This is a genomic window from Paenibacillus arenosi (assembly GCF_014841135.1).
GTDB classification, from domain to species: domain Bacteria; phylum Bacillota; class Bacilli; order Paenibacillales; family Paenibacillaceae; genus Paenibacillus_B; species Paenibacillus_B arenosi.
In genome coordinates this window covers 156,306-182,979 of sequence record NZ_JACYTN010000002.1, presented here as the reverse complement: position 1 = coordinate 182,979, position 26,674 = coordinate 156,306, and the positions used below count along the sequence as shown (strand labels likewise).

The 26,674-nt window shown below is 42.1% G+C and carries 21 protein-coding genes; 14 read left to right on the top strand and 7 right to left on the bottom strand.

Going from position 1 to position 26,674, the window contains the following annotated elements:
- Positions 1–9: 9 nt before the first annotated feature.
- Both IFO66_RS03895 and IFO66_RS03890 read right to left on the bottom strand, forming a co-directional pair.
- Positions 10–903, bottom strand: a complete 894-nt coding sequence (locus IFO66_RS03895) for a glycosyltransferase family 2 protein (RefSeq protein ID WP_192023880.1) — start codon at positions 901–903, stop codon at positions 10–12.
- A gap of 22 nt (positions 904–925) precedes the next feature.
- Positions 926–2,521, bottom strand: a complete 1,596-nt coding sequence (locus IFO66_RS03890; RefSeq protein WP_192023879.1) for a glycosyltransferase family 2 protein — start codon at positions 2,519–2,521, stop codon at positions 926–928.
- A 207-nt stretch (positions 2,522–2,728) separates the two neighbouring features.
- Here IFO66_RS03890 and IFO66_RS03885 point away from each other — a divergent pair, with 207 nt between their 5' ends.
- The 3 genes from IFO66_RS03885 (at position 2,729) to IFO66_RS03875 (ending at position 8,754) form a co-directional block, all read left to right on the top strand.
- Positions 2,729–4,987, top strand: coding sequence for a BclA C-terminal domain-containing protein (locus IFO66_RS03885; protein ID WP_337912564.1), 2,259 nt, complete (start codon positions 2,729–2,731; stop codon positions 4,985–4,987).
- 964 nt (positions 4,988–5,951) lie between these two features.
- Entirely contained in the window at positions 5,952–6,392 is a 441-nt protein-coding gene (locus IFO66_RS03880) for a hypothetical protein (RefSeq protein WP_192023878.1), read from the top strand.
- 178 nt (positions 6,393–6,570) lie between these two features.
- Entirely contained in the window at positions 6,571–8,754 is a 2,184-nt protein-coding gene (locus tag IFO66_RS03875; RefSeq protein WP_192023877.1) for a DNA topoisomerase III, read from the top strand.
- Positions 8,755–8,978: 224 nt separating this feature from the next.
- Here IFO66_RS03875 and IFO66_RS03870 read toward each other — a convergent pair whose 3' ends face one another.
- Together IFO66_RS03870 and IFO66_RS03865 are read right to left on the bottom strand one after the other, a co-directional pair.
- A complete protein-coding gene (locus tag IFO66_RS03870) occupies positions 8,979–9,749 on the bottom strand; it encodes an HAD family hydrolase (RefSeq protein WP_192023876.1) in 771 nt (256 codons plus the stop codon).
- A 101-nt stretch (positions 9,750–9,850) separates the two neighbouring features.
- Positions 9,851–10,762, bottom strand: a complete 912-nt coding sequence (locus tag IFO66_RS03865; protein ID WP_192023875.1) for an ArsR/SmtB family transcription factor — start codon at positions 10,760–10,762, stop codon at positions 9,851–9,853.
- A 232-nt stretch (positions 10,763–10,994) separates the two neighbouring features.
- On the opposite strand from IFO66_RS03865, the gene IFO66_RS03860 reads away from it, so the two are divergent.
- The 8 genes from IFO66_RS03860 (at position 10,995) to IFO66_RS03825 (ending at position 20,352) form a co-directional block, all read left to right on the top strand.
- Positions 10,995–12,179, top strand: coding sequence for an MFS transporter (locus IFO66_RS03860; RefSeq protein ID WP_192023874.1), 1,185 nt, complete (start codon positions 10,995–10,997; stop codon positions 12,177–12,179).
- Positions 12,180–12,338: 159 nt separating this feature from the next.
- Entirely contained in the window at positions 12,339–13,073 is a 735-nt protein-coding gene (locus IFO66_RS03855; RefSeq protein ID WP_192023873.1) for a phosphonate ABC transporter ATP-binding protein, read from the top strand.
- A 124-nt stretch (positions 13,074–13,197) separates the two neighbouring features.
- Positions 13,198–13,845: a DUF3298 and DUF4163 domain-containing protein gene (locus IFO66_RS03850; RefSeq protein WP_225445482.1), complete on the top strand. Its 648-nt coding sequence runs from the start codon at positions 13,198–13,200 to the stop codon at positions 13,843–13,845.
- A gap of 390 nt (positions 13,846–14,235) precedes the next feature.
- Positions 14,236–15,525, top strand: a complete 1,290-nt coding sequence (locus tag IFO66_RS03845; protein ID WP_337912563.1) for a hypothetical protein — start codon at positions 14,236–14,238, stop codon at positions 15,523–15,525.
- A gap of 38 nt (positions 15,526–15,563) precedes the next feature.
- Entirely contained in the window at positions 15,564–16,265 is a 702-nt protein-coding gene (locus tag IFO66_RS03840; protein ID WP_028593692.1) for a response regulator transcription factor, read from the top strand.
- Complete coding sequence (locus IFO66_RS03835) at positions 16,241–17,710, top strand: sensor histidine kinase (protein WP_192023872.1); 1,470 nt, start codon at positions 16,241–16,243, stop codon at positions 17,708–17,710. Before IFO66_RS03840 ends, IFO66_RS03835 begins: the two co-directional genes overlap by 25 nt.
- Before the next feature lie 228 nt (positions 17,711–17,938).
- Complete coding sequence (locus tag IFO66_RS03830; protein ID WP_192023871.1) at positions 17,939–18,481, top strand: response regulator; 543 nt, start codon at positions 17,939–17,941, stop codon at positions 18,479–18,481.
- Between the two features lie 32 nt (positions 18,482–18,513).
- Positions 18,514–20,352: an ATP-binding protein gene (locus IFO66_RS03825; RefSeq protein WP_192023870.1), complete on the top strand. Its 1,839-nt coding sequence runs from the start codon at positions 18,514–18,516 to the stop codon at positions 20,350–20,352.
- Positions 20,353–20,470: 118 nt separating this feature from the next.
- Here the strand turns inward: IFO66_RS03825 and IFO66_RS03820 are convergent, their stop codons facing one another.
- The gene (locus tag IFO66_RS03820) at positions 20,471–21,637 is read right to left on the bottom strand and encodes a M20 family metallopeptidase (protein ID WP_192023869.1); all 1,167 of its coding nucleotides are present in this window, start codon (positions 21,635–21,637) and stop codon (positions 20,471–20,473) included.
- Between the two features lie 186 nt (positions 21,638–21,823).
- Between IFO66_RS03820 and IFO66_RS03815 the strand changes: the two genes are divergently transcribed.
- From IFO66_RS03815 to IFO66_RS03805, 3 genes are all read left to right on the top strand, one after another.
- Positions 21,824–22,621, top strand: coding sequence for a transporter substrate-binding domain-containing protein (locus IFO66_RS03815; protein WP_225445481.1), 798 nt, complete (start codon positions 21,824–21,826; stop codon positions 22,619–22,621).
- Between the two features lie 80 nt (positions 22,622–22,701).
- Positions 22,702–23,352, top strand: a complete 651-nt coding sequence (locus IFO66_RS03810) for an amino acid ABC transporter permease (protein WP_192023868.1) — start codon at positions 22,702–22,704, stop codon at positions 23,350–23,352.
- Positions 23,339–24,064, top strand: a complete 726-nt coding sequence (locus IFO66_RS03805) for an amino acid ABC transporter ATP-binding protein (protein ID WP_192023867.1) — start codon at positions 23,339–23,341, stop codon at positions 24,062–24,064. The genes IFO66_RS03810 and IFO66_RS03805 overlap by 14 nt, the downstream gene beginning before the upstream one ends.
- A 190-nt stretch (positions 24,065–24,254) precedes the next feature.
- On the opposite strand, the gene IFO66_RS03800 is transcribed toward IFO66_RS03805, so the two are convergent.
- Together IFO66_RS03800 and IFO66_RS03795 are read right to left on the bottom strand one after the other, a co-directional pair.
- Positions 24,255–25,055: an energy-coupling factor transporter transmembrane component T family protein gene (locus tag IFO66_RS03800; protein ID WP_192023866.1), complete on the bottom strand. Its 801-nt coding sequence runs from the start codon at positions 25,053–25,055 to the stop codon at positions 24,255–24,257.
- A complete protein-coding gene (locus tag IFO66_RS03795) occupies positions 25,056–26,660 on the bottom strand; it encodes an ABC transporter ATP-binding protein (RefSeq protein WP_192023865.1) in 1,605 nt (534 codons plus the stop codon).
- Positions 26,661–26,674: the final 14 nt, after the last annotated feature.

The window sequence follows — 26,674 nt, the reverse complement described above, 5'->3', positions numbered from 1 at the left end:
ACACAACTCCTATTTCCGTTCGTAATTATCAATGTGTGTAGAGTGAGGCCTATCTCGTGCTGCAAGCCAAGTATCTAATAGTTGCTGAAATATGGTTGAGTCAGGATATAGGCGTTGGAGATGCTGTAAACCATGTGCTCCATATTGTTCAATCAATCCATGCTCGTTTTGTGCAAAATGCAAATGTTTATCAGGCAAACTCATACGCTGAGCTAAGGTGGCATGATACACCCAAGAAGTTAGACAGCATTTTGGTCGCCAATTGCTCCTAAGACCCATGTAATATAAATACGCTAGTAGTAAACTATCGTCCTCATACCCTTGTTTACCGCGGAGAAAACGAATATCATACCCCCCAATTGCGCGTAGAATGTTTGCACGATGTATTACAGGATGAACGAAGGCGCTCATAACAGATGTTTGTGAGCAGCTATTGAGCAATGAACACAATTGTTCATAGGAAGAAGGGACTTCTACATGCGTTCCGAGCGGTTGAAGAACTCCTTCAGCGGTCAGTATTCCTGGAGAGATAAGAGGTTCTTCGGATTGTTCTAAATGATCAATAAGAGGTTGATACCAGTTAGGTGGGAAAATCATATCGACGTGGATTTCAGAAATAAAATCGGTGTTAGGGTAGTTCTCCCATATAAATTCAAAGCATTTTTGTCGAGCTTGAGCAATCCCAATATTAGTTTCCGAGCCTAGAAGATGAAAAGGCAATCCAATCAATTGACAAATTTGGTTCACTTCATCATTGCTCATACTGCCTTGATTGTATATTACGACAACAGGCTGTTCACTAAAGCTCAAGCTTTGCAGACACTGCTGTAACATGCTGAGGTCAAGTTGATCATATGGTGAATTACGAATAAGCAGAGGAAGCGTGTGGATTATGGTGGACATAGATGAATAGGTCTCCATTTCTCTAAAATTCGGATTGTGACCAAGGGATGAGTATAGGTTCTTCATCCAAGATAGAGTCGTACTGTTCTTTCCAACCATATTGTGCACCTGGATCCAATTGCATGTAGCGATTGTATTTTTCAAGACGGTGCTCATATTTTGCCCAGCCCAAATGTTTCAATCGAAGTGGAGAAAGCTGATGACTAAGTTCCAGTACATTGAGCGGGAATCTGCCACAATGTTGTGGCGTTTCTTTCCAGATAGGTTGAAAATGTTCACGATAGCGAATCAAAAATGGACGGTAATAAAGATGGGCGTGCCAATATTGATCTTCACGGTAATGTGTCTCACTCCATAAATCGAACAGACGGAAACAATAGCAATCGATAGAATTGGCCTTGAGCATATCGTCAATATGGTCGGCAAATCTGGATTCAAATTGCTCATCGGCATCCAGATTTAAAATCCAATCCGGGTTTGTCTGCACCGTTTCTATCCATTGCTGCTGTCGTAGCTGAATCTCATTGCTGAATTTGGAACGTTCGTTTCGAATGAGGCGAAGTGGCACGTTTCCTAGCAGTTCTTTGCATATGTCTGAAGAGTTATCGGTACTGCCATCATCGATAATGACAGCTTCATCAATGTATTCACGATGCATACTTAGCGTTTGGCGGAGATAACGATTGGCCTCATTTCGGACAACCATAGTCAACGTAAGCTTAGGACGCTCGCGGACAGTAATAGGAATTGGAATCTCACTACTGTTTTCTATAGGAGGAGTGTGTTCGTAATTTGTAGGGGTTGGTTTTTTTTGAGATTTACTTTGAAGATACTCCTCAAGATCAGATTCCCGATATAGATGAAGGGCAGGATAATGCGTGTCGACGTACAGAGGAATACCTAATGCTGCAGCTCGAATACAAAAATGACGATCCTCGCCCCAATACGATATATTTGAGATTCGTGTAAATGATACTCCGGCTAATAGGGCATCCCGACGAATTAATGTACAGGCTCCAAGTCCGCCTACTTCGTATAATCCGGGTACTTTCATTTTGCTCAAAAATTGTGTGTATCGATGTATTTGCTCTTCTTCAGATACATGCAGCTCATCAGGGCGATGTTCCCATTGAGTGTATTCGTCATACAGCCATACTTGAGGTTGCTCCAAAGCTTCGGGTATCCATTTCGTCCAAAAAATTTCCGAGACGATCGGTTTATCGGCTTTGACTAGCTGTTCTATCGTATTTGGGTGTAGAACTAAGTCGGAGTCAACAAGGAACACATATTCAAATTTATTATCAATTGCGTGTTGCATGATTCTGTTTTTGAAAGCGGCTACTTTCCAGACTAAGTCGGCGTGCCAATAGTGAGTTGTATCATTACACTCGTAATGTTGCTGCTCATCAGAACGGATAATAAGGGCACAATCCGTGCTTTTTTGGAACTCGCTAAGGAGTTCTCGGGATTTTGAATCGATATTATCATCAATGAAAAAGTAATGAAATTCAATCTGCTGCGGATGCAGTTGAAGCAACGATTGGAGGAATTCTGCTAGTATGTGAGGCTTTTGATGTATAGGGCTGCCTATTAATATGCGGTAGTTGTGTTTGTTCATCAGGTTCACCTTGTTCGTTATTATTTAGGGGGTGAATAATTAATGTCTTAAATCATATGACATAAGAGAGGTAACAGAGCTGTTTTGTGTAATCACATGCCTATGCAGCATCTTATGAAGATTAGGTTGCAAAAGATACTGAATTATACAATCTCCCATTCCTATAATCCATATTAGGTATAACTACATATGGTGTAGGTAGAGGAGGTGATTCACATAGCTACAAATAAAGGGAGTAGAACGAAGGAGCAATTGTCAGAAGGCTCTACGCAATTTGAATATGCGAAACGAAAATTGTTAAAGCGATTAGGGAAGACAACAGTAAGGAAGAGAAAAGAGATAGCGAAGAAAAAGAGAAAGAATGGGTTGCGAAATAAAATAGGTCATGGTGTGCTGACGCCTCAACAATCTTCAGTTCTGATTAAACAACTTCAAAGCTTGGTAGCTTTTATTCAACCGTGCATATTGAATCCCGAAAACAAGTACGTAGAGCAATTGAATCACCTACTGAATAGATTAAACAGTTTTGTTATCGAATTATGTATATATGACACCTTAAAGGCTAATTTGCGAAAGACAATTAAAAACATTCAAACCTTAATGAATCAGGATTGTTTTTCCGTGAAGGCGTTAATTGAAAAGTTGTTAATTCTGCTCGAACAATTACTCGCAATAGTAGTATGTTTAAAAGGATGTCATAAAGAACTTATTCATAATATAAAATCTGCGATTGTAGTATTAGAAAAGTTACTTAAAAAAATTGAAGATAAATGTAAAATTCGAGGTGTTACTGGAGCTACAGGACCAACGGGAGCGACGGGAGCGACCGGGGTAACTGGTCCGACAGGAGTGACAGGAGCAGGAGTGACAGGAGCAGGAGTAACGGGAGCAACAGGAGCGACAGGAGTAACGGGAGCGACCGGGGTAACTGGTCCGACAGGAGTGACAGGAGCAGGAGTAACCGGAGTTACTGGAGCGACAGGAGTAACGGGAGCAACAGGAGTAACGGGAGCAACAGGAGCAACAGGAGTAACGGGAGTAACTGGGGCGACAGGAGTAACGGGAGCAACAGGAGTAACGGGAGCGATAGGGGCAACCGGAGTAACAGGAGTAACCGGGGGAACGGGAGCAACAGGAGCAACGGGAGCGACCGGGGTAACTGGTCCGACAGGAGTGACAGGAGCAGGAGTAACGGGAGTAACTGGGGCGACAGGAGTAACGGGAGCAACAGGAGTAACCGGGGTAACAGGAGCGACGGGAGCAACAGGAGCAACAGGAGCAACGGGAGTAACCGGGGCAACGGGAGCAACCGGGGTAACAGGAGCGACGGGAGCAACAGGAGCAACGGGAGCGACAGGGGCAACCGGAGTAACCGGGGTAACGGGAGCAACAGGAGCAACAGGAGTAACGGGAGCAACCGGAGCGACAGGAGTAACGGGAGCAACCGGGGTAACAGGAGTAACGGGAGCAACAGGAGTAACGGGAGTGACAGGAGTAACAGGAGCAACCGGGGTAACGGGAGCAACCGGGGTAACAGGAGCAACCGGGGTAACGGGAGCGACAGGAGCAACGGGAGCAACCGGGGCAACCGGAGTAACAGGAGCAACCGGGGTAACGGGAGCAACCGGGGCAACCGGAGTAACGGGAGCAACCGGGGCAACCGGAGTAACAGGAGCAACCGGGGTAACGGGAGCAACGGGAGCAACGGGAGCAACAGGTGCGACAGGAGCAACCGGAGTAACCGGGGCAACCGGAGTAACGGGAGCAACCGGGGTAACGGGAGCAACAGGTGCGACAGGAGCAACCGGAGTAACAGGGGCAACCGGAGCAACCGGAGTAACAGGGGCAACCGGAGCAACCGGAGTAACTGGGGCAACCGGGGTAACAGGAGCGACGGGAGCAACAGGAGCAACGGGAGCAACCGGAGTAACGGGAGCAACCGGGGTAACAGGAGCAACTGGAGCAACAGGAGCAACGGGAGCGACAGGAGTAACGGGAGCGACAGGGGCAACCGGAGTAACAGGAGCAACGGGAGCAACCGGCGCTACTGGCATAGGAGTTACAAATAACTATGCGTTTGCTGCGAATACATCAGGAACAGTAATTGCAGTAGTTTTAGGCGGTACTAACGTTCCGCTTCCTAATGCTCAAGATATAGGCGCAGGAATCACGATTAATGGCGCCAACACTATATTTACAATAGCACCAGCCGGGCATTATTATATCGCGTATAGAATCAATTTAGCCGTTTCAGTTCTTGTCAGTACACAAATAATTGTAAATGGCACGCCGTTAGCCGCAACCATTAATGCGCCAACCGTTGCATTAGGTGCATTTGAGGCGAACGTTATTGCTTCAATACCAGCTGGTGCAACCTTATCTTTACAGTTGTTCGGTTTACTGGGTGCAGCTACTTTGGCAACGACAGCTCCAGGTGCCTCAGTAACGATTATTAGAGTTAGTTAATTAGATTGAGAATATCATTACATGTTAAAATTTGAATTCTATATGATACTAGGTCGAGAGGAGATCTCGGCCTTTACTTTTTGTGAAGGAACCGTTTTTTGATAATTATTTGGGACAAGTCAGATAAAGGGGACAGAGATTACAGTTCATATAAGTATAAGAACAGCTAAGTTACATTAAAGTTCTATATTTTTCCAATATATAAAAATTCATTTGTAGAAAAGGCTGTGCTACACATTTGTTGATTTATTCCATATGGAGCATTTATTTTTAGGTGCTAGGTATATGTATCAATTGTTAATCTTTCTAATGTATTTGTGTATCCCCCCAGTTTATAATCCATCTTCAATACAACTACATATGGTAATGATATAGGGGGGGTGATTCACATAGCTATAATTAGAAGAAGCACTACGAAGGAGCAATTACCAGAAGGTTCTACGCAGTTTGAATATGCCAAACGAAAACGTTTAAAACGAACTAATAAAAAAACTGTGGGCAAAAGAAAAGCGATAAAAAAGAAAACATGTTGGACGTAAAAGTAACGGTGCCATAACATCTCAGCAAGCTTCTATGCTAACTAATGCTAACTAAACAACTTTATGATTTGGTAAGTTTGAGCCAACAATGTATGCTGAGTCCTGAAAAAAACGTAAAGAGCAATTGAATCGCCTGCTAAATCACTTAACATATTCTATGAATGATTTGAGTATATCTGATGTGTTCAAAACTGAATTTACGAAAAAAAATAAAGATGATACAAACTTTTATAGAGCAAGATCGCATTTCTGCAAAAGTGTTAATTGAAAAGCTATTGATTTTGTTCAAACAACTTCTTGCAATAGCGGTATGTATAAAAAGATGCCATAATGAACTTATCCGCGCAATAGAATCATGTATTCATTTATTGAAGACTTTACTAGAAAGAAAAGATCACAAATGTAAATGTCGTGGAGCGACCGGAGTGACGGGCCCAACCGGGCCATTAATAACGGCGAACAATGCTACAGTGGCAAATACGGGAACCGTTGTCTTGGCAGGCAATGCCAGCGTTCCTTTTACTACGACTGCTACCTTAAATGGTACTGCGATAACGCATGCTGCGGGTTCAACAGATATACTTCTAGCCCCTAACCAAACCTATTTTGCTACTTGGAATGCAACTGCAGGTGCATTAGCGGGGGGTACTCTTCGAGGACTTGCTTTGTTCCTGAACGGAACGCAAATAACGGGCTCTATTAATGCCGTGGCCAATTCAGCACCTAATGCTACTATACAACCTGCATTTAGCGGCAGTGCAGTATTTAATACAGGCATAGCGCCTAACATACTTACTCTTACCAATGTATTTGCAACGGCAGCAACTATAGGTGCACCAGCAGTTAGTGTTATCAAGCTTATATAATATTAGGAAGCTATTCCACAGGGGCAGTGGTGACGATGATTAGACTTAGCCAACGGTCAATAGGATTCAAGATGGATTGAGTACATTTTTGACATGTGATAAAATAATGGCTATTGATAAAGTTAGGTCGAGGTGAGGATCTCGACCTTTTTTACTTCTTGAGAAGGGGTTGCACCGTTTGCAGCTAATTATTGCGGAAAAGCCAGATCAAGGGGCGAAGCTAGCAGCTCCGTTCAAGCATAAGAAACAGCAAGGCTATATTGAAATTGCTCCATGTTCCCAGTTCCCAGAGGGTGCTTATGTAGGATGGGCGGTAGGGCATATTTGTGAATTGGTTCCACCAGAGGCGTACGATCCCATTTATAAACGATGGAATTTGGACACTTTACCTATTTTGCCGCCGAAGTTTCAACACAAAGTCACTCCATCTAAAGCCAAACAATTTCAATTATTAAAAGGCTTGCTTCAGCGTCCGAATGTCAAAGAAATTATTATTGCAAGTGATGCTGGGCGAGAAGGGGAATACATTGTACGAATTATTATTCAGTTGAGCGGTGTAAAGAAACCAATGAAACGTTTATGGATTTCTTCCCTTACACCCAAATCTGTTGTTCAAGGCTTCTCCAACTTAATGGAAGAAGAACAGACAAGGAACTTATATTACGAGGCGGTAAGCCGCTCTTGTGCAGATTGGCTTGTGGGTATGAATGGCTCTAGGGTATATTCCTTGTTGTTCCAACGGCGAGGAGTGCGAGAAGTGTTTTCAACAGGTCGCGTACAAAGCCCGACTTTGGCATTGATCGTAGCTAGGGAGAAGGAGATTCAGAACTTCAAATCTGAACCTTTCTGGGAGCTTAAAGCTCAGTTTGACATGGATGGTCTGAACTACGAGGGTACTTGGTTTAAAGGAGAGCAAACGCGCTTTGCTTCTGCTGAGGAGGCAGAACAAGCACGCGTGCGCTGTGAGAATAAACCTGCTACAATTACGAGCATTCATACGGAGCGTAAAGAATTTCAACCTCCGCAGTTGTTCAATTTGTCTGCTTTACAGGCTGCTGCGAACCAAATTTACAAATATTCACCGCAGCAAACATTGAACATTTTGCAACAGCTTTATTTGGAAGGATACATATCTTATCCTAGGTCTGACTCAGCTTATGTAACAGAAGAAGAGGCGAAGCAATTCCCAGATATTCTACAGAAGCTGTCCCGGTTTGAATCTTTGGCATCTTACTACCCACTGCCAAATGCATCGATAATTGGTAACAAGCGATTTGTTAATGCTGCTAAAGTGAGTGATCACTATGCAATTGTACCGACTGAGCAAGTTCCCAATCTAATGCGTTTGAAAGAAGAGCAAAGGCGTCTTTATGAACTGATTGCCAAGCGATTAATTGCAGCGCATTATGAAAAAGCGATTATTAATTATACGAAATTAACGACAACAGTCGCTGAGGAAGACACATTCGTAACCAAAGGCAAGCAGATTATGCAAGAAGGCTGGCGCAAAGTGCTGTATCGACAGGAAGATGATGACGAGGAGACGATGATTCCTCCACAGTTGGCGGAAGGTGCAGTAGGCCATGTTACGAGTCTTCAAGTAAAGGAAGGTAAAACACAGCCTCCTAAGCGATATACAGAGGGTCAATTAATTACATTAATGAAAACGGCGGGCAAACACTTAGACAATTCTGAGCTGGAAAAAGTATTAGAACGGACAGAAGGGCTAGGAACTGAAGCTACCCGAGCAGGTATTATTTCTGTGCTGAAAGATCGGAAGTATATCGATGTAAAGAAAAACATGGTTTATGCCATGCCTAAAGGAATTATGCTTATTGATGCACTTGGTGAAAGTGTATTAGCTTCAGCGGAGATGACAGCGAAGTGGGAGCAGCGTCTGCATGAGATTGGCCAAGGACAAGCCTCACCGCAATCGTTTATGGAACAGGCCAAAAAATTAACCCATAAACTGATCCAAGATGCTATTGATAATGAGAAGAGCTGGTCATTTGTCATCCAACCACTTGAACAAGAAGAGCAGAATTCTCCTAGTCATGGAAAGGGGAATGCTCACTCTGATGAACTAGGGCCATGTCCGATATGCACAAAGCCTGTAGTAGATAAGAAAGTGATGTATGGTTGTACAGGATATCCAAATTGCCGGTTCACGGTATCGAAAAAGATTCTTGGTAAGGCAATATCTTCTGCAACGGTGAAGCGATTGCTCGCTAAGGGAGAAACTTCGATGCTGAAGGGCTTCAAAAAAGGTGATAAAGTATTCGAAGCAGCTTTAGTATGGAACGCTACAGATTCAAAAATTACTTTTCAATTCAAAGCTTCGGATAAAGACAAGCCTAAGTGATAGCAGTAAATCTATACATGCTGACCAACACAATATGACGTAAGTACTCCAAACTCCGCTGTATGTAGGTTTGGAGTGTTTTTTTATAATCGAGCATCAAAAATACCCCTACGATGGAAAAGGAAATTACCTAAACTCCTTTACAAACATCGAAGGGGGTTCTGATGAAGCACCTTGCTACATGAACAGGTACATATAGTGATCGCAATAGATTGCTGCTGAACTTAAAAGACGCGAACGTCCCGGTCTGTACACCATTGTTGGATCACATCAGGTACGGATGTTAGTCGATCAATCGTATAAAATGCACCTTTAGGCTCCACGGTTACATCTACAAGATTGTAGGCCCATTCATTGTTCTGTTTTAAATAGACAGAATTGATCCCGTTCGTAAGGGCAGGGATTACGTCGGTGCGCAAAGAATTACCTATCATCCAAGTTTGCAACGGATCCGTCTCCAGTTGATGGAGAATTGAGGATAGAGCCTCCGTTGTCTTATGTTGCCGTATAAAAATACGGTCATCGAAGTAAACAGACAGTTTCATTTGTTCAATCTTACGTTGTTGAATGACTGTCTCGCCACCCGTGTATAGGAAAAGATCATGCCCTTCATCACGTAATCGATTTAATGTTTCCAGCATGCCTGGGTACGGCTCAACTTCCATCTCGTATACGCTGAGCCCGAGCTTCCACAAAATCTCGTACTCAGCTTGTGAATAGGCACGTCCAGTTTGTTCACACAAAAATTCATAGCATTTTACTAAAGACTGTGGAAAATGTGTGCTGACAAATCCATTCGCACTTACACCCTCTAAGTCGAAGCGTGATTGAATAGATAAAATGTCCTGTTGCATAACACGATAGGCAACGAACCAACGACTCATTAATTTCAAATATTCAGCAATGACGATATCAAAATATTTATTACAGTGGATAAGCGTATCATCCAGATCGAACAATAACGTTTGTTTGACGGATTGTGTAGATTGGCTCATCGCGATTCACCTCCATGGAGCTTGACGGTCATCTGGAAATTAATCGCTCAATGTTGACTTACTCGTATACATTCGAACATTATTTCTTGCATGACGATCGATCAAGACTGTACATAATTTTCTAAAAATGCGGATAGATCAGCAATTCCTTCTTGGCGTAGGAAAATTCGTTCTACTTTGCCATTCCAAAACGTACGAATATAGCCCGCAGCACGTAAAATAACGAGATGCTGCTGAACAGTGCTTTCTTCGAGCTGAACAAAGGATACAAGTTCTGAAAAAGTGACAGATTCGTGCGAGAGATATCGCAGCATTTTTAAACGAACATCGCTAGATAATGCGTGAATCATTCGCTTAAGTGACTTAGGTGGAACATCGTCTTCTTCTTCGGAATCTGTTGCGTATAACACTAGCGTTGTATTTGTAAACGTACAAGTGTTGATAATAGGTCGGTAATGCCACATTGGAGCTAGCACGACTTCACGCATGTGATCGTTATTTTCAAAGACAGCTCCATTGGTTGCAAGCTCAATTAAATCTACAGGAGACATCTTATGCAATAGGCGTGTTTTCTCTGCGGCATCTTGAATGAGAATAGGCTCCCAATTAGGCACAGACCAACGAAAATAGTGCTCGTACCATTCATGAAGTAATGGGATATAATCTTGCCTTAATCTGATAACTTGCTCATTATCGTATGGCAGTCCGCTGTCAGCAAATAGGCTCAACCAAGCATTGTCGCTCATCTCTTGCAATTGAGTCAAAAACAAAGAAACATGGTGCGCATGATTTAACTTGAGCGATGCGGCGAATAACATATCGAACTCATTAATGCAATAGTTCTGAAGCTGAGAAGAACGAATAAGGAATGAGTCAGGAGCCTGCTGTTCAACATCTCGAACCCATTCTAAGCCATCATCTACATTATGTATCCATTTGCGCTGCACGAACAGCATGAAACTACCGATAAACTCGTAAACGGCTGAACATTCGACTCGAATGTGAAGGGCCATTACACGGTCCTCCTTAATGATGAGTGTCCAACGATGTCAACATGGATGTGGTTGAACAATCTCTTATAGAATTGCATTGGGCATTATTCCTTATTCATTATGAATTGTGTTTACAGCAGTTGTCCACTATAATATTGAAATGTTGACACTAACAACGTGAATTCGTTAAACGAATTCATGTTTTTTTGTGTGTAAAACTTATATAAAAAACTACATAATGTGGAGGGAGAATATGCTTACAGCACGACGTACAACAACGTCTCCTACATGGCAATTTGTTATTTTGATTGCGGTTGTTATGATAACGGGTCTTAGCCAAGGCTTGTTATTGCCGTTGCTTACTATCTTCTTGGAGCGCATGGGTGTGCCGTCTGATATAAACGGACTAAATGCTACAGCGCTATATGTTGGCGTATTTGGTATGATGTTCTTCGTTGAGCGAATTTTGATTAAAGTGGGATTTAAGCGTATGCTGCTAGGCGGAATGATAGCGGTAACGATAGCAATGCTGCTGTTTCCACTTATTCCAAGCATTGGGTTTTGGATCGTTCTTCGTTTAATTGTAGGAATGGGTGATAGTGCTTTGCACTATGCTACTCAATTATGGGCTGTATCGATTAGCCCAGCAGATCGTCGTGGACGCAACATTTCTTTATACGGAATGGCGTATGGGGTAGGGTTCAGTCTAGGGCCATTAGGAATCAATTTATTGAAAATAAACGATGCAGCACCTTTTATTGTAACAGCGGTGTTGTTTATCATTATTTTAGCTATTGTTTGGTGGATGTTGCCTGATCGCAAAGCGGACGCATCAACTGGTATGGAACAGCCGCCACAGCGCTATCGCCGTTCTTATCAATGGGCTTGGTTTGCCTTAATGCCCGCGATGTTGTTCGGATATATGGAAGCTTCTATGAACAGTGGTTTCCCTGTCTATGCGATGCGTCTAGGCATGGGCGAAGCATCGATATCTTACTTGCTTCCATTCTTCGGTTTAGGCGGCCTTATTTTGCAATTGCCGCTTGGCATGCTAAGTGATCGTTGGAACCGTAAAGCTGTACTGATGATTTGCGGAATTATAGGCGGTCTCGTATTTGTGTTCATTCCAATGGTAGGCGACAATACATGGATGCTGCTTATTCTGTTTATGCTTGCTGGTGGCTTCGTAGGTTCCTTCTTTTCACTTGGACTTGCATACGCAGCAGACATACTTCCAAAAGCATATTTGCCCTCAGCAAACATGCTCGCGTCCTTGCATTTTAGTATCGGCAGCTTGTTAGGCCCGTACTTAGCAGGAATGGGTATCAAATATATTTCGATAGGAAGTATATTCTATATACTTGCTTGTTTCTTTATAGTTTTCTCTGTACTTGGCTTCAAGTTCCGAGGAACAATACGTTCAGCAGCGGATTCGTAATCGTGCTGTAAATGTAATATTATAAATAGTGAAATGAAGTGCTCTAGCGCTTTTAAGGTTGTCTTTATTCCATGCAGGTGAAAGATTTGCTTGCGCGAATGGGACAACCTTTTTTAGACTATACATATAGTTTGGTTCGTGGAGAGGAGAGCATATCACATGCTAAAAATAGAAAATTTAAGCAAAGTATATCCGCCTTCTGAGACAGCTCTGCAGCAAATCGATATTGAGATAGAAAAGGGACAATTTATTGGCATCGTAGGTTCGAGTGGTAGCGGTAAATCAACGCTGTTAAAATGCCTTGCAATGCAGCAAACATGGACAAGTGGTACATACCGTATGGGTGATCATACTATTACTGCACAAGGATGGTCAGGAAAACGAAAAATACGACGTGAATGTGCGTACTTAGAACAAACACCTGTATTGAATGTGAATCGAAAAGCACTGAAAAATGTATTGATCGGCCGATCCCAACAAACACCTTTATGGCGTATGATGACAGGTATGGTGCGGAATGATGACTATATGGGCGCGATGGACACGCTGGAACGTCTGGGGCTGTTGGACAAGGCTCATACGCTGACATCAGAATTAAGTGGTGGAGAGCGTCAACGGGTTGCTATCGCTCGCGCATTAGTTCATGGTGCGCAGGTGCTGTTAGTTGATGAGCCAGTACTTGGGTTAGATCCGAAATCAGCAGAAAGCGTGATGAACACACTGCGTGAACTGGCTTTGAAAGAACAAGTGACGGTAGTAGCTGTCCTGCACCAGGTAGAACTCGCTGAAAAATATGCGACTCGTGTTATTGGGCTTGCTGATGGTAGAATAGAAGTAGATGTGATGGGACGCAGACTACTTCAGACGGAAAAGCAACGGCTATCCATAAATTGATTGAAGTTTTTCATTTTATTAATGGTGTTCTATTTGTAGGAATTAGAATTTGTAGGAATTTGATATCAGATATTAATTTAGGCTAAAGTCACGCTTACATGACTCTTGTCATAGGATGAGTGTAATGTTCACAATCATCAGTATGTTAAGGGGAATAGCGATGACCTTATATCCTTTACCAGTTGAAATACGTTCGTATGTCATTCACAAGCCTCGCTTGAAAGTTATTTTTCCGCAAGTGGATGATAAGAAGTATGCGCATGCTGCCGTGCAAATCAATCAAATGATATACCGCAATGTTCTAGATTTGATTCGTCTAACGGGGTATGAAGAAAATGAAACTACCGAGGTTCAAGGCTCGTATGAAATCAAGTTAAATGAACGTGAACTGCTTAGTCTTACACTTACGGTTTATGGATACACAAAAGGTGCAGCACATGGTATGACGTATCAGCGTGGATTAACCTTTGATGTGAACAGCGGTCATCATTATACGTTGGCGGAATTATTTCGTCCGAGTGCGCCTTATGTGGCATTTTTAAGTAAAGATGTCGCTAGACAGATTCAGGAGCGAGAGATTCCGACGTTGGAACCTTTTACAGCAATCGCACCGGACCAGCCTTTTTACTTAACCGATAAGTCTCTTGTACTCTTTTATGATTTATATCAACTAGCCGCATATGTTTATGGATTTGTGTATTTTCCTATATCCATATATGCTTTGCAGCCGCTAATGGATGAACAGAGCCCTCTTAATAAATTGTACTACTAGTGAAAGAGGCTGAGGATTAGGATGAGTGTTGATTGCTATGTCCACAAATTGTAAGATTACGGCATCTTTAGACAAATTGTAATGGGTTTGTCACCTAAGGATGTCTCTTTTTTTTTATAATGAGAAGATGGAGATTGATAGATTTGCAAGTAAGGTAGCGAGTAGGAGCGAAGCAGGACTCGGTGGAGCAATCGTTTGTATTGATTTCCTATTTGCTCGAAAAATAGTATGATTTAGATATTGTCACAGTAGTCTTAGGGCTGTATCAATGGAAGCAACATAGCTCTGCTTTCAGAGGTTAACATGGATAGGTATGATGGCATGATAAAGCTTGAAGATTGGAATAATGAGCACAATTTATGTTAGGTACGAAAGAATCGAGGGATGAAAGTGAAAAAGAGGCGTGCACGCCGCCGCAGCACAATTATGCTCGTTGCGTTAACGCTATTGTTATCTGGATGTCAAGTAGTTGCTGATCCTATATCTTTGCTAAGGGTTCCTAAACTTCCTGAAGTGCAAGAGGATTTGAATTCCGTTGTTGATCAGGAAATCAAGAAGGAGAATGGTGTTCTCATCCGTCCGCTGAATTCCAAGGACAATAGTGCCATTCGAACAGGGGATATTGATGGAGACGGAATTCATGAGGCAATAGCGTTTTACAGACCAGACGGAGCGGATGGTATACACGGTATGATTCTCAAATATGATGGCTCTGTATGGAAAAAGTTAATTAACTTTGCAGGTGCGGGACCTAATTTGGATCGTGTGGAGCTAGTGGACTTTAATGAAGACAATCGCACTGAGATTGTAGTGGGATACGGTCCAGGAGATGTTGAACTAACGAAAGGGTTAGTTGTATATACGTATACCGATTCTGGGCTGCCGAAGTTGTTCGAGCAACCTTATTCCCAATTTGTTATTGATGATTTGAACAGAGATAAGAAAGATGAGCTCTTTATCGTTAACAAGAGAAAAGATTCCCCTTATGAGCTTAGTATGTTTGGTTATAGGGAGAATACTTTTGTTAAAAGAGGAGAACTACAGTTAGATAGCCAAGCACATAACTTTAATTATGTTACGTCAGGTTTTATTTCGAAAAATAAACGAGGCCTTGTTCTAGACGCATCAACCGAATCGAATACAGGTTTAACACAAGTTGTCACTTTAACTGAAAATGGTGAGCTGAAAAATATCCTTAGTGAAAACTTAACTTATAAAGCTAATGTGATTCGCAGTGTAGATATAAATGCTGACAATATTATTGAGATTGCTTCACTTGAAGAACCTAGCGGATGGGAATTGTATGAGAAATATGAAATTCCTTACTTCACAAATTACTATCAATGGGATGGTCAGGATGGATTCCAACTTGTTGAGAAGCAATATCGTGATCATCAAGATCGGTTCCAATTCACCCTGCCAAGATCGTGGTATGGGCGAGTGACGATTGACACCAAGTCGCAAGTAGACGATCACATTTTATTTATCGATCAGTTTACGAATGAACCGCTGGCCGAAATAAGATTCTTTAGCGTTAGATCCTGGGAACGTTATAAGGATAAGTGGATGTATCTCGCTGCGTACGGCGATCAAGTCATAGGCATTAACAGTAAAGATGTATTGGACTTGAAGCCTAAGCTTCCATTGGAAGAGAACAAAGACGTAAAGACGAATAAATAGGACGAAACGTTAAGAAATGGGAAGAGGGGCTGGATCGATTGACAAAAATACTTATTCTTGAAGATGAAGAATCTATCCGCAGTTTTATTGTTATTAATCTAAAACGAAATGGATTTGAGGTTGTTGAAGCTTCCAATGGACCAGAAGCACTTGAAAAACTAATGGCAGATCCGAGAATTGACGTCGCGTTATTGGACGTCATGGTGCCTGGTATGGATGGTTTCGAAGTATGTCGCCGTGTGCGTGAGCATAATGAGCGGATCGGTATCATCTTCTTAACAGCTAAAGTACAAGAGCAAGATAAAGTATACGCTTTATCCGTTGGTGCCGATGATCATGTCAGTAAACCGTTCAGTCCTACTGAACTGGTGGCTCGCATTCAGTCACTGCTGCGTCGTGTACATTCTTATCAGCAGTCGTTGCAAAAAGTGGTGTATCAATCAGGGCCATTCACATTGGATCTCATTGCGAAGCGTTTCACGAAGGACCAAGTGGCAATTGACTTGACACCTACAGAGTTCTCCTTGATCCAGTATTTTATGGAAAAAGAAGATGTCACGCTTAGTCGCGACATTTTGTTGGATCATGTGTGGGGCAAAGATTACATGGGCGATCCCAAAATCGTTGACGTCAACATTCGTCGTCTGCGTCAAAAGATCGAAGATGAACCATCTTCACCAAAATATATAGAAACCGTCTGGGGACATGGATATAAATGGAAGGCAATCGTTTTATCATAAAGCCAGGTATACGCCGTTCGGTCGTACTGCATTATTTTATCGTAGTGTTTTTAACGATGTTAATTTTGCAAATCATCTTCTCCGTGTTCGTACGGAGTTATTATTACGATACGATCTCGAACTATTTAGAGAGTCATGCCACGAATAGTATGAAATACTATAAGACCTACACGAGTATTTTAGCAGATGAAAACAGTGAACGTTGGCTGCCAGAGCTGCACAGTTATTTCAACATAGACAATGCAGAGGTACAAATTCTTGACAAAGAAGGTAAAGTGCTTATCACTTCGTCAAACTTTCCCGTTCTAGAGAAAGTGCAAACATCAGATTTTTTAGTTGCAGCGAACAATGCCAAGATTGAGCGTTGGATTGGGAAGGTTCCTGAAACGGGCGAGACTGTAATGTCAGTCTCAGCACCATTGTTGGCTAATGGTAATGTATCTTATGTTTTGCGAATGACAACATCGCTAGAGGCGGCCAATAGTAAAATTATGAGCATCATTATGCTTTCCATTCTTATTTCTATTGCCGTGCTGCTTATTATTTTCCTAATTAGTGTCGGTCTGGCGGATTCTATTGTGAAGCCGATTAATGAGATAACGATTGTCTCGGCGCAGATGGCTAAAGGGAAGTTCCAAGTCAGGGCTAAGGAAGGTTATAAGTATGAGTTGGGTGATCTTGCTCGGACACTCAATTATATGGCCAAAGAAATCGTGAAAAGTAATCAGCTTAAAAATGATTTCATATCCTCCATTTCTCATGAGCTTAGAACGCCGCTAACCGGGATAAAAGGTTGGAGTGAGACCCTGCTGCTAGGTAATATGAATCAAGTCGATGAAGAGACGAAGTTAGGACTCAATATCATTTCTAAAGAAACCGATCGATTAATAGGACTTGTAGAGGAACTACTTGATTTCTCTAAGCTGCAGCAGAATCGACTGCAACTGAATTGGCAGCCGCTGTCTCTTTATAAACTGCTGCAAGAAACACTATTTCAGGTTCGCATGAAAGCAGAGCAGAAACAAATAAGTTTAACTTTAAATGATGATATGACCAATAGTGATTCTGATGAACAGTTAAATGGTGATGCCAATCGTCTTAAGCAGGTATTCCTCAATCTGGTGGATAATGCAATTAAGTTTTCACCTGAAAAATCTAGGATAGAAGTCCGTTTAAAACGAACGCATACGCATTATGAAGTGAGGATCATTGACGCTGGAATTGGAATCAGCAAGGAACATCTTACCAAAGTTATGGATAAATTTTACCAAGTTAATCCAGAGCATGGTGGGACTGGCTTAGGTCTTGCGATAACGGATGAGATTGTAAAAGTTCATGGTGGTGAAATGAGTATTATCAGCGAACAAGGTAAAGGTACGACGGTTATCGTTGATTTACCGCTGGATTATGTGCCGCCCGCACGAGTTGCAGAAGATGAAGAGTAGATAAGTATATGCGTTTTATGAGGATTTGATTTTCTAGAATAAAGCCGTTGGCCAATGCCAACGGCTTTATTCGATCTCAAATAATAATAGGCTAAATTGAACTTTCATACTATAATAAAGAGGTGTCGGTTTATGTTGGAAGCGAATGGGGAGTTCGTCGATCATTGTCGAAGATGAAGACGAAAGATAAGTATGTTGACCCACATAATCGGGAAGGAGAAACAAGCAATGCAGACTTTATGGTTCGCTACAACTATGGCGGCTGTTCCTTTCCTTGTATATGCAATATGTAAAGGTTATCGTAAGCGACTTCAGAGCCAAGAGCTAGAAGTGTTGCGTGAACAAGCAGTGCCATCCATGTTTATTAAGTCGGAGGAAGTGCCTATGCCGGATAAGCCTGCCTCCATATTGATTATTGATGATCAGCCTGCTATTCGATTGCTATTAAGGGAAGCGCTTCAATCGGAAAGTGTTGAGGTGCATGAGGCGAGTACGGGATGTCGTGCAATGGACATCATTAAGCTTCATCGCTGCTCTATTGTTATTATGGATGTCCGTATACCTGATATGAATGTAATAGACTGGTTGCACCAGCTGCGTGCTTTGCGACCCAAGACAGAGGTCATTATCATTTCAGCCTACCGAGAAAAGGAACTCGTACGCAAAGCGAAGGGAGCCGGAGCTATTGCTTACTTCACGAAGCCATTTGACCTAGAGGAAGTTAGCAAGTTTGTTACATCTAGAATATCACCTGTAGAATATCACCTATGAGAGAGTGAATAATAGTATGTCGGGGGATAGTTATGAGACGACGGACGATACATGATCAAATGGTCGTACGGCTCGTTCTGACGGTTACAATAGCGATTACTTTCATCTTCATATTGTCCTCAGAGGCGATACGTACAACGATCCAAAGCTATGTTCATCAAGACTATAAAGAAAAAGCGATGATCGCAGCTTCTGAAGTCGATGCGATCATCCGCCAGCAGAAAGTGCTTCTAGAAACGTATGCCCGTATGATTCAACATACTTATGTGAGAGAAGACTCAAAGGAAGAGCGTAACAATATAATAGAGAAGTTTGCTAGTCAAACGAACCCCTATGTTGCAGGTTACTGGTATTCCTATCAATCCAATTATGAGAAGCAAGGAAAATATACGTCGTGGTATGGTTACAACTTAGAAGGTAAGCTGCAAGGCATAACTATCCCAGAGTGGTTAGATGAGTCATCAGCTAAGCTACGCGACGACCCTCGATATGATTATTATCATGGTCCTGTCAAAAAAGGCAGTACATACATCACGTCACCCTACCTTGATCATTTTACCCATATTCCCATTATTTCGATTAGCACACCTGTCTATGATCACGATAATCAACTCATAGGGGTTGCAGGCGTTGATCTGCGATTCCAAGACCTCAGCCAAATTTCCAGTCATCTCAGTATCCATCCAAAAAGTAAGGTAGTCCTGTTGAACAAAACAGGACAATTGTTGCTTGATACGGGCGCCTCGGACTTTAAGTGGGATGACACACAAGCACAATCTGAATATGAATTTCTCGCGCCAATGAATGAACAACAAATGACCTCTCAAATAGAAATTACAAATAATAAGGGCGAACAGCAATATATGATTTCGACTCCTATTAAAGAGGCTGATTGGCAAGCGGTCATTCTTCTACCAACCAAAGTAGTAGACCAGACACTGATGAAGGTGTTTTTTATTATTTTTTGCGTTTGGGTCGCTCTGTTAGTAAGTATTTATGCATTTGTTTATTGGTGGATGAAGCGTTTCGTAACACGTCCACTTCGAACTTTAGTGGAGGCGTCACAACGAATAGCTGCTGGGGATTTAAGTGGAAAGATTAGTGTTCGTGGGGATAATGAATGGGGAGAATTGACACAGAACATGAACGATATGCTGGTTACGATGCGGCAGCAGGCTGCGCTCGAACAAGAGATTAAGCGTATGAGTGCCCTTAAAATCGTAGGAGAGATGGCAGCGGCGATTAGTCATGAAATACGGAATCCGTTAACGACAGTAAGAGGATTTCTGCAATTGCTGCGCAATAAACCAGAACATGAGCATGAGCATGTATATTTTGATACGATGATGGATGAAATTATAAGAGCAAATACAATCATTACCGAATATTTGACTTTGGCCCAGCATAAAATTGTAGAATTTCAGCCGAAGTCGATAAATGATATTATTGAACATATTTATCCGCTAGTTCAAGCTACCGCGACTGTTAATTGTCAGCATATTGAGCTGGACTTGAAATCACTTCCTTATATTATGTTGGACGAGAAGGAAATAAGGCAGCTGCTGCACAATATTATACGCAATGGACTAGAAGCGATGGAGGCTAACAAGGTACTGCGTATTCGTACAAAATATGAGGGTAATAACGTTATTTTGGAAGTGGAAGACGAAGGGGCTGGTTTTGACCCATCTGTATTGCAACAAGCGGGTACCCCATTCATTACTACTAAAGAAACGGGAACAGGACTAGGGCTTGCCATCTGTTATAGCATCGTACAGAGACATGGAGGAACGATGACTTTTCATTCGCAGCCTGGTTGCACCATTGTATTTATCAGCTTTCCAATCGAGATGACAATTCACTCGGAATAAGACGAGACGTTGAATCGTGATAAGCATGTAATAAAGGAAGTAATGATTCGATATAAAAAGGAGCTTATCCACACTACTACTTGTTAGACAGATGTGGGGAAGCTCCTTTTGTATGCATCTATTTTAAAGTAAAGCTGGCTTTAATTCGTGCGAGTTGTTCAGCATCCGATACAGCGTCATAGGCAGTATAAGCCATCATTTTGGAAGCGAAAATCATTTGTTCATAGGCATAAGGCTGTTGCGCTGCATCACGGAACGGGATCGTATGCAGATCATAAGGCTCATGTGTAATCGGTACATACGGGTGAATCGTAGGTACCCGTGTGGATACGTTGCCAAGGTCCAGTGAACCATGGTCTTTACCGATCTTAATTTCGTCTGATTGAATACCTGCTTGGATCAGGTTGTTGTTAAACAACTGTGACAGCACTTCATTCGTGCGAAGCTCGTCATAAGCGCAAGGATCTTCATGGACTTTGACTGTGCATCCTGTTTGCAGTGCAGCTCCTTCAGCAATAGCTTGGAAACGGCGTTTTAGTTCATCTGTATAGGGACGGTCAGCAGAGCGAACATAGAATTCAGCTGCAGCGTAATCTGGGATGATGTTAGGCGCTTGGCCACCGTTAGTAATGACACCATGTATTCTCGCGTCACTGCGTACTTGCTGACGCATTGCATTTACACCGTTAAACAATTGAATTACTGCATCTAATGCATTAATACCTTTATAAGGTGAAGCTGCTGCATGTGCCGCCTCGCCGAAGTATTCGACTTTAATGGCATCCATAGCGAGTGAAGTACCAGATTGCTCGTACTGATAGAAAGGATGTACCATCATCGCAATGTCACAATCATCAAATAGACCTGCTCTTGTCATAGGAACTTTGGCTCCCGCAGTCTCTTCGGCAGGTGTGCCGTATACGCGAATAACTCCACCGATATCGTCCATTACAGCTTTGAGGCCAACAGCTGCGCCGATGCTCATCATGCATATTAAGTGGTGACCGCATGCATGCCCTAATTGTGGCAATGCATCATATTCACATAAAAATGCAACAATCGGTCCAGGTTTACCCGTGTCATATGTCCCGATGAAAGCAGTTGGAATCTCTAATACAGGTGATTGAATTGTAAAACCATGGTTGTGCAAGCACTGAATAAGTCGTTCTGATGCTAAAAATTCCTCATGGCCTAGCTCAGGATTAGCCGCGATAAAGCTTGATATCTCAATAAATTCTGCCTGGTTCTGTTCAATGGCTTCTGCAATTCGTGTCTTTGTGCTCATAAGCAGCTCCTTTGCGAATACAACGATTAATATATTAACCATTGTATTATAAATAACGAAAATTGAGAATGTTATTCCTATCTACTATAAAAAGAGATTTAAAAAAAAGTTGTTGTATAACTATGCATAAGTATGTATAATAACAAACATAGACATGACAACTACAGACAAAAGTGGGGATTACAGATGAAACAGAGAAAACTATTGCTTCTATTAATGGTATGTATGCTCGTTATGACAGTGCTAGCAGGCTGTGGCTCTAACAAAGATAAGTACGATACGGTTCTAGAAAATAAGAAGATTGTAATGGCAACAAGTGCGGATTACCCGCCATTTGAGTTCCATAAAGATATCGATGGTAAAGACCAAATTGTTGGTTACGATATTATGGTAGCGCAAGAAATTGCGAAGGATTTGGGAGTAGAACTAGAAATTCAAGATATGAAATTTGACGTTGTGCTAGAGTCAATTAATAAAGGAAACGCTGATATGGCACTTGCGGGAATTGATCGTTCTCCTGAGCGTGAGAAGGCAATGTTATTCTCAGATATAATCTATCAAGCTGAAGTTGGTGTGCTCGTACGTGCAGAAGACGCTGACAAATATAAATCCATTGAAGATTTGAAAGGCAAAAAAGTCGGTGTGCAAAGTGGAAGTACGTTTGAAGAGGTATTGAAGCAGATTCCTGATGCACAGGCTGATCGTTTGCCAAAAGTAAATGACCTTGTTCTATCTTTGGAAACAAATCGTGTAGACGCTGTGCTTGTAGAGAAGCCGGTAGCTGCTGCTTACGCTAGTAATAATAACAAGGTTACAGTTAGTTCTATTGCCCTTAAACCAATCGGAGACGGCTACTCGGTAGCAATTCCGAAAGGCAGTGATAAGCTGAAAGATGCCATCAACAAGACGATCAAGCGCTTAAAAGACGAAGGCAAGCTGGATCAGTTTATTACGGAAGCGAACGCATTGTCCGATTCCCAATAAACGAGTTGAATGTTGGTATAAAGAGGGCGGCTGATAGGCCGTCCTTTGTTATGTAGACAGAGAAAGGGGCGTCAGATGTTATGGCTGTTTTTGAAACGCTGTGGGAATATAAAGAGATGTATTTACAAGGTGCAGGAGTCACCTTATTACTTACGCTATGTTCGATTCTATTTGGTGTAATTCTAGGCTTCGGTCTTGTATTTATGCGTTTATCAGAGGTTAAGTCATTAAGATGGCTTGCAACTGCTTATATTGAAGTATTCAGAGGAACGCCACTACTCGTTCAGTTGCTTATTATTTATTTCGCACTTCCTATTCAAGTAGACAAATTTACAGCAGGTGTCATTGCAGTTGGATTAAATAGTGCTGCTTACTTGGCAGAAATCTTCCGTGCTGGAATTCAAGGTGTAGATAAAGGGCAGGTTGAAGCGGCGCGTTCACTTGGAATGACGCAGAAACAAACGATGCGTTTTATTGTAATTCCACAAGCACTGCGCTCGGTATTGCCAGCTATCGGTAATGAATTTATCGTTATCATTAAAGAAACGTCCATCGTTATGGTTATCGGACTTGCGGACTTAATGTACAATGCGGATCTCATTCGGACGAAAACGTATCAACCATTCCCATCCTTAGTAGGGGCAGCAATTGTTTACTTCATCATGACATTCTCAATGTCCAAGTTAATTGGCAGGCTGGAAAGGAAGTTGAACACAAATGATAAAAATTGAACAGCTGCATAAGCGCTTCGGAAAGCTGCATATTTTGCAAGGTGTTAATGCTGAAATTAGACAAGGTGAAGTTGTGGTTGTGATCGGACCGAGCGGATCGGGTAAAAGCACGCTACTTCGCTGTATGAATTTGATCGAAGAGCCAAGCGATGGCAAGATTTATTTCGAAGGTCAGTGTATCAATGAGAAAGCCCATGATGTGAATAACACGCGTGAAAAGATGGGGATGGTGTTTCAATCATTTAACCTATTCCCTCATATGACTGTGCTAGATAATATAACGCTGGCGCCAATTAAGGTGAAAGGGCAGTCGAAAAGTGAAGCCGAACAAATTGCTATGAATCTGCTTCATAAAGTAGGTTTGTCAGATAAGGCCCATGTATATCCTAGCAAACTGTCAGGTGGACAGAAACAACGGATTGCGATCGCACGTGCCTTAGCTATGAAGCCGCATGTGATGTTATTCGATGAACCAACTTCGGCGCTTGATCCTGAGATGGTTGGAGAAGTGCTTGAAGTAATGAAGTCATTGGCTCAAGAAGGTATGACAATGGTTATCGTTACACATGAAATGGGCTTTGCCAAAGAAGTAGGCGATCGCATCTTATTTATGGATGGCGGCAACATTGTAGAAGAGGGGACACCTGAGGAAGTGTTCCAAGCTCCTAAGCATCCACGTACGCAAGAGTTTTTAAGAAAAGTAATTAATTAGGTTGAAGCATGTATGAGCAATAATTATCGTACAAAACAGGCCGTCCTTCTGGAGTATGAACGGTCCCTTACGAGGGAAAGTCCATGCTACTAGGACGGCCTTTGTGTACTGTGATTCAAGTGATGCTGTTTATCTGTAATGAACAAAACATATATGATGTACGCGTCTGTTGGTTCATTTCATTAGAAAATTACTGTTGTATCGGTGGTTCCCATTCAAATAGGGGGATATACTGTGCGCTTGTGTATGCGAATAACAATAGGCCGACGATAATGAGCAACAATACAGCATCTAAACGCGAATAGGACGTCGCATAATAATAGGTACGTGAAGAGCCGATGTGAAACTGCTTTGCTTCCATGGCAACGGCAATACGCTGCGCACGACGAATGCTTTGAGCAAGTAACGGTACGGCATACAGCCGTATACGTTCGTATATACCTTTTATACCTGCTTTATATCGAACACCGCGTATTTTTAAAGCATTGGTCCGAGTATGAAACTCTTCCCATACCGTTGGTAGTAAACGAATGGCAGCGATAAAGCTATATCCGTACTTTGGCGGTAAATGAAATTGCTGCATGAGCGCGTAGAAAAATAATAGCGGCTTTGTTGTTAATACAAACAATAAGCCCATAACCCCGAAGCTGACCGTTTTCATCGATAGTAGAAGTCCACGAAAAAAGCTTTCTTCTGAAATTTTAATAATGCCCCATGTCCACCAGATCACATCGCCTTTGCCAAACAGAATCATTGTTGATGCGGTAGAAATAAATATAAGTATGAAAGGTGCTAATAACAGCAATAATTTTCGCCAAGAATAGCCGCTCCACAGTACTAACGATAGAATGTAGAGGATAAGTAAGTGAAGTGCGAATGCGAAATTCCGATTGAACAAGGTGACTAAGAGTGCTATCAATATTAATAAAAACTTGAATGCTGGATTGACGTGATAGAACCACGTTTCTTTTTGAGGAGTGAACAGTTTCATCTATGTACTCCTCTCTGCTGCGGCTTCGCAGTGAAGGATATTTCTTTCAATCCTATCTGCCTCATTGTTGTGATCATGTATAGATGTGGTTGCTTCTGCCGCTCTTTGTATTTTAGAAATACTCGATAGTTTTCCCTCGCGAATGTCCCAAACTTGGTCGCAAAAATATTGAATGATATTCGGATCATGAGTAATCATCAATATGGATACTCCGTCAGCTCGTAGTTGTTCTAGTTGTTCCAGCATAGCAAATGTGCTTTTTGCATCTAATCCGAATGTAGGTTCATCCAACAGTAAAATAGGCTGATTCTGAATGATGGCAGAGGCAACGCTAAGTCGGCGCTTCTGTCCGATTGATAACTGATACGGATGCCGATCTTCATTCACATGCAAATGAAAGGACAGAAGCATTTCTTTGACAATACGATCAATTTCCTTTTGTGGTTGATTGTCTAATTGAAGAGCAAAGGCTATTTCGTCATACACGGAATCAGTTACGAATTGCATTTCGGGATTTTGAAAAACAAAAGCCAACTGACTTGGTGGTGCATGTTTCTTGAGCCGACTATGTGTTTGTACAATAGAATGCCCTTCAATAACGTATGTCCCATCCGTCTGCAGAAGCTGCATAAGGGAAAGGAGGAACGTACTTTTACCAGCCCCGTTTTCTCCGGTGATCGCGATCCATTCACCTGTATGTACGGCAGCTTCTCGTACATAGATCCTGCGTTGTTTTTCACGATAACCTGCAAATTGATGCAGCCATAACAATGGCGGTTGCTTTCGTAATAATGTTGGAATAGAAGGTGATTGGCTATACAAATGCTTCTCATTCATAATCGATAGGTATGTATCAGATTGCGAGTAGTCTTTCCACACATCAGGATACCAGATGCCGTATTGGATCAATTTTTCTTTATAATTTGAGAATACAAAATCCGGTGTATGATCGGCAATGATTGCACCTTGGTCATTGAATAGGACAACCCGATCAACGAAGGAAATGACGTGCTCTATTTTATGTTCAACGATAATAACGGTTTTCTCGCTGGCGACATTTTTGATAGCCTTCCATATTTGAATGGTGCCATCGGGATCAAGCAGGGCAGAAGGCTCATCGAGAAATAACACTTCAGGATTAAGTAAGAGCACTGTTGCAAGTGCTAAGCGCTGCTTCATACCTTGAGAAAAGCTCTGGATAGGAACATGCAGTTCGTCAAGATGCAGACCAACCATTTCTAATACACGGGTCATGCCTGGTTCCATTTGCTCACGAGGGATGGATAGATTCTCTAGCACGAATGCTAATTCTTCGTCTACCATAGGCATACAAAATTGAGTGTCTGGATCTTGAAAAACGAATCCCCAGCTGTCAGATTTCTGTATCGCGTCAACTTTCATAGGAACTTCTATGGAAGCAGGAATAATCCCGCTCAGCACTTGCAGCAGTGTAGATTTACCGCAGCCGCTTGGCCCTAGTAATAATACTTTCTGACCTTGAGGAACAGAGAAGGAGAGGTCCTTAAATATAAAGGACGACTCTCCTGCAAATTTTAATCTTAGATTGGTGATAGATAGGTCTGAACTATGTTGTGTTACGTTCATGAATTACACCTCAA

Excerpts from the sequence above, each read along its gene's own strand:
- IFO66_RS03855 (WP_192023873.1), top strand. The coding sequence starts at position 12,339 with ATGCTAAAAATAGAAAATTTAAGCAAAGTATATCCGCCTTCTGAGACA.
- IFO66_RS03850 (WP_225445482.1), top strand. The coding sequence starts at position 13,198 with ATGTTCACAATCATCAGTATGTTAAGGGGAATAGCGATGACCTTATAT.
- IFO66_RS03805 (WP_192023867.1), top strand. The coding sequence starts at position 23,339 with ATGATAAAAATTGAACAGCTGCATAAGCGCTTCGGAAAGCTGCATATT.
- IFO66_RS03815 (WP_225445481.1), top strand. The coding sequence starts at position 21,824 with ATGAAACAGAGAAAACTATTGCTTCTATTAATGGTATGTATGCTCGTT.
- IFO66_RS03825 (WP_192023870.1), top strand. The coding sequence starts at position 18,514 with ATGAGACGACGGACGATACATGATCAAATGGTCGTACGGCTCGTTCTG.
- IFO66_RS03870 (WP_192023876.1), bottom strand. The coding sequence starts at position 9,749 with ATGAGCCAATCTACACAATCCGTCAAACAAACGTTATTGTTCGATCTG.
- IFO66_RS03890 (WP_192023879.1), bottom strand. The coding sequence starts at position 2,521 with ATGAACAAACACAACTACCGCATATTAATAGGCAGCCCTATACATCAA.
- IFO66_RS03860 (WP_192023874.1), top strand. The coding sequence starts at position 10,995 with ATGCTTACAGCACGACGTACAACAACGTCTCCTACATGGCAATTTGTT.
- IFO66_RS03865 (WP_192023875.1), bottom strand. The coding sequence starts at position 10,762 with ATGGCCCTTCACATTCGAGTCGAATGTTCAGCCGTTTACGAGTTTATC.
- IFO66_RS03835 (WP_192023872.1), top strand. The coding sequence starts at position 16,241 with ATGGAAGGCAATCGTTTTATCATAAAGCCAGGTATACGCCGTTCGGTC.
- IFO66_RS03795 (WP_192023865.1), bottom strand. The coding sequence starts at position 26,660 with ATGAACGTAACACAACATAGTTCAGACCTATCTATCACCAATCTAAGA.
- IFO66_RS03895 (WP_192023880.1), bottom strand. The coding sequence starts at position 903 with ATGTCCACCATAATCCACACGCTTCCTCTGCTTATTCGTAATTCACCA.
- IFO66_RS03800 (WP_192023866.1), bottom strand. The coding sequence starts at position 25,055 with ATGAAACTGTTCACTCCTCAAAAAGAAACGTGGTTCTATCACGTCAAT.
- IFO66_RS03810 (WP_192023868.1), top strand. The coding sequence starts at position 22,702 with ATGGCTGTTTTTGAAACGCTGTGGGAATATAAAGAGATGTATTTACAA.
- IFO66_RS03820 (WP_192023869.1), bottom strand. The coding sequence starts at position 21,637 with ATGAGCACAAAGACACGAATTGCAGAAGCCATTGAACAGAACCAGGCA.
- IFO66_RS03830 (WP_192023871.1), top strand. The coding sequence starts at position 17,939 with ATGCAGACTTTATGGTTCGCTACAACTATGGCGGCTGTTCCTTTCCTT.